The sequence below is a fragment of the Prevotella sp. AM23-5 genome (genome assembly GCF_003473645.1).
GTDB lineage: Bacteria > Bacteroidota > Bacteroidia > Bacteroidales > Bacteroidaceae > Prevotella > Prevotella copri_A.
In genome coordinates this window covers 1-3936 of the sequence record NZ_QUCG01000129.1, presented here as the reverse complement: position 1 = coordinate 3936, position 3936 = coordinate 1, and the positions used below count along the sequence as shown (strand labels likewise).

General features: G+C 41.1%; 4 protein-coding genes and 1 pseudogene. 1 reads left to right on the top strand and 4 read right to left on the bottom strand.

What is annotated here, in order from left to right:
- Positions 1-43 precede the first annotated feature (43 nt).
- The 4 genes from DW657_RS16765 to DW657_RS16750 all read right to left on the bottom strand — a co-directional run bounded on the left by DW657_RS16765 (position 44) and on the right by DW657_RS16750 (position 2842).
- Positions 44-562, bottom strand: a complete 519-nt coding sequence (locus DW657_RS16765; RefSeq protein ID WP_147381991.1) for a hypothetical protein — start codon at positions 560-562, stop codon at positions 44-46.
- Positions 563-776: 214 nt separating this feature from the next.
- Positions 777-1268, bottom strand: coding sequence for a hypothetical protein (locus tag DW657_RS16760; RefSeq protein WP_118313498.1), 492 nt, complete (start codon positions 1266-1268; stop codon positions 777-779).
- Between the two features lie 342 nt (positions 1269-1610).
- Complete coding sequence (locus tag DW657_RS16755) at positions 1611-2057, bottom strand: hypothetical protein (RefSeq protein WP_118313497.1); 447 nt, start codon at positions 2055-2057, stop codon at positions 1611-1613.
- Between the two features lie 326 nt (positions 2058-2383).
- On the bottom strand, positions 2384-2842 hold the full coding sequence (locus tag DW657_RS16750; protein ID WP_118313496.1) for a transposase: 459 nt from the start codon (positions 2840-2842) through the stop codon (positions 2384-2386).
- A gap of 867 nt (positions 2843-3709) precedes the next feature.
- On the opposite strand from DW657_RS16750, the pseudogene DW657_RS16740 reads away from it, so the two are divergent.
- Positions 3710-3936: pseudogene (locus DW657_RS16740) on the top strand (DNA-binding protein); the annotation flags it as partial.

Sequence of the window (3936 nt, the reverse complement as noted above, 5' to 3'; positions counted from 1 at the left end):
TTTGGGCCTTCAGCCCGTTCTTGAACCATATGCGAAAGTTCAGTTAATGAAAAACCTGGTCGTTGATCCAAAGTGTGTTGTCAGACAAGACGATGCTGTTGGGCTGGCTGATGGAATTGTCAGCCACCACCTCTGCCTCCTGCGCATCATACAGCACACGAACCTCGGGATGGGCAAGAACCCTCTTTACGAATCCCGTTATCCACTTGAAGCCCAGACTCTCGTCAGGATTGTTCTGATTCAGCAAGTCAGCAATCAGCTGTTCGTCGCAGAAGTTGTAATCCACGGTAATATCCTTTTTTCTCTTACGAGACACACCGATCTCCTTGCCATTGAAAAAGGGATTATGGTTCTCCTTGTTATGGGGCTTTACCACGATCTTGAAGCTTCTTACCTCACCAGTAGAGAGTGCGATAGCCTTATATAGCTTCTTGGGTCCCTTATCAAAGATGAATCTCACATCGAGGATGCAGTAATAGGGAATCCCGTCCACCACCAGGACTCTGAGCCATCCATAATCCGGATGCTTGAAAACATACGGCTTCATATTGTTCTTATCCATATTCATATATGTATTATCAAGTTGGGGCTGCGACCATCCGCTAAATTCCGCACCAGGAAATGGTACCGGTTTTCCATATACAGAAAAGCCCCGCAACCAGACTTTATCATCTGATTGCGAGGCAAAGGTACGGCGAAATTGCCGTTAAATTGACTAAAGTTTATGTACATTAGGAAGATTAGTTCTTCGCATCTTCCTATATATCAAACTCTTACTACAACAAAATATTTCTGATTTTTTTTGCTTCATTAGGCCAAGACTTATAAGACTCATAGCAGGAAACTGATTTGCTCACAGCTACCTTTGCAGAACTCTCCATACTCTCAGCATTAGAAAATATAGCTCTAAACTCCATCCACAAGATTCGGTTGGAAGAAGGATGCTTGATATTCAAAAGGTCAGAAACGATATAGACCATGTAACCATATTCAGCCTGAGATACATCCCACACGTAAGAAGAGCCTTCAGTATGTGTATATCCATTTTCTGCTAACTTTTTGAAAATAGCTTTCGCTTTCTCCGTCTTGAATTTTGGGTCAACGCCCTGCGGATCCTGTGTTGTTGATGCGTGTGCAGTATCCTTCTTCAGGATATCGCCAAATAATGTGGCATTATCGCCAAATACAATTTGGCAATCAGCAAAAATGATCGGTGCGCCACTATTTTGGTACTTTGCTAATGCTTCTAATTCTTTAGTTATTTCCATTGGATGTTTCAATTTTAGATGGTTTGAGTGTATGTTTATTGAACCCTCAATTATTTAGCCGATAGGATAGAGTGCTTTTCGTGATGGGCGCAGGGGTGCAGTAAAAGCCGGCTACGCCCTAAGCTATAATGAATCTGCCATATTTATCATTATTAATTGTCCACTCCGCTTATAGAAGTATTGTGGTGGTTAAAATATAAGCCTGTTGCGCTGACAATTAATGAGGGCGTTAGCAAGGTCTGTTCGACTAGGGGGCTATCTCTTCCTATCGGCAAGCAGATAACCCAAATTTCGTTTAGTTACTTTCTGTTTCTGCTAAAAATTTAAAGTTAATACAATAACCTAATGATTCATTTCTGTTTCGTAGGTATTCTTAATTATGTCAGGGTTGTACGTTATTCTCAAGTCCTCGCCCATATTATATAAGGTCAGGCAAGCATCAGCCTGGTATCCCAGGGCGCTCTTGTAGCTTTCTTCGTACTCTGATATTTTTTCTAGTTTTTCACGCTTAATCTTTTCATCGTTTATCCGATTCACTTTTGCACGATATTCGCCAAGATAATAAGCGCTGGCAAATTTCATTTTATCAAGTGTATATTGAGCGACAGTCAAATCCTCCTGTTTCAGCTTGTCCAATGTCTTGTGATCAAGTTTAAAATCTATCTCCAAGCGATAAGCCACAATGATCTTATCAGCCACTAGGGAGTTAAGAAGCTTGCTCAGCCTCTTGATTCCTTCATGCCTTATGAAGTCGTTATGGTTAATATGTCCTTGAATAAGATCTGTCATATTGTTTTTTCAGGCAAAAGTAAAAAGAAAGATTTATTTATGCAATAGAGTTGGGAATCTCTATGATTCCCTAGTTTTTAAGGTCTTTTAGCCGGTTTAACGTTAAATAAGGTGTTTTACAAAAAAAAAGAGAGGAAGTGAGCATTTTAGCGCTACACTTCCTCTCATCCTGAAAGGATGGAAGCTCCTGTTCCCACACGCCCTGAAAGGGCAGAAGCTCCTAGCCCAGGGCATCGCCCTGGGTATGTTGTATGCGAGCCTGTCGCCCTGAAAGGGCAAAAGCTTTCAATTACTAGGCAAAAGCTTTACAATATCACGCAGCCCACCTAATCCCGGAATACGAAATTTTCATCATATTCCACATTATATAATTGCAAGAACGCTCTATATTCCTCTGCAAACGAATGCTTTGTGTGATGCTCTTTCTGATTGGCAATGTATTGTAATGTTTTATCCACAACTGATTGGCTGATGGAATAGGCGGCATAACCACCCTGCCATGCGAAAAAATGATAATACGCAGGGTCGAGATTCTTAATCCATCTGCTGCTGTTTCGCTTAATCTCCTCCACAATCTGGGAAATCGTGACGTCTTTGGATAAAATGAACAAGACATGAACATGATCTCCTACACCACCTGCCTTTATCTCGGCACATCCCGTAGTTTTAACAAGTTTACCGATATAATTATGAAGTCGCTCCAAATCATTTTCACGGATTTTTGGGCTCGTGGTTTTGATATGGAAAATCAAATGGATGTAAATTTTTGATAATGATTGTGCCATAATTGTAAAGCTTTTGCCCTTTCAGGGCGTTGGTTTATATGTCATTAATACCCAGGGCGTTGCCCTGGGCTAGGAGCTTCTGCCCTTTCAGGGCGTGTGGGGTATCGCGAATGAAACCTCAGGGCGTGTGGGGTGTAGCGAATGAAACCTCAGGGCGTGTTAATGCTTCTTTTATAGGAGCAAAGTTACGATTTTCTTTTGAAACCAACAAGAGTTTTCTCAAAAAAGTTTGGAAAAAGTTGGTGGGGCAATCTTTTGCTTCCGTCTATACCATTTGCTGGTATTTCTTATTTATTGACAAGAGATAGCAATCTGAAAGATTAAGGGAGGATGATGATACCTGGCGGATATCCCCCAAAAAGAGACTCAGTGACTCAGTGACTCAGTGACTCAGTGACTCAGTTTATTTCCGACCCCCTATTGGGGTTGTTTTCTGCTTACAGATTGTAAGTATATAGTAGATATATTATATATAAATTATATATATAATATATCTACTATAAAGAGGGTAGAATATACGGGCTGAAATAAACTGAGTCACTGAGTCACTGAGTCACTTTTGGCAGCTGATGGATATTCTGCTTAACCATCTTACTGGAAGAACTTTAGGACAAAAAACTATATTTCCGGGAACGCAACTCAATGCTTCTTTCTTCCCTATCTTACGAGTTAGGATTATTAACGTAGTTTCAAATTGAAAGCTGCTGAAAATCGGCCCTTATCGCCACCCAAAATTTGTTGGTTCCAGAAAAAAGCCGTATCTTTGCACCGTCATTCAGAGATAAGGCGCCAATCGGATGAGTGACAAAAAACTGAATGATTAACCATTAAAAATTGAATTATTAACCCTTTAAAAACTGATTGATTATGGGACAAGGAACTAGTAAGTATCGTAAGATTACACGTACCCCTCAGACGGGTGAAAACGCAGGTAAGAAGCTCTGGTATGCTACTGCCGTGAGCGACCGTGAGATGAGTTTCGAGGATTTCGTTACCCACATCTCTGAGCACAACTCTCCATACAGCCGTGGTACTATCCATGGTGTGCTGCTGGATACGCTGGATTGCCTGAAGCATCTGATTCTGGATGGCAA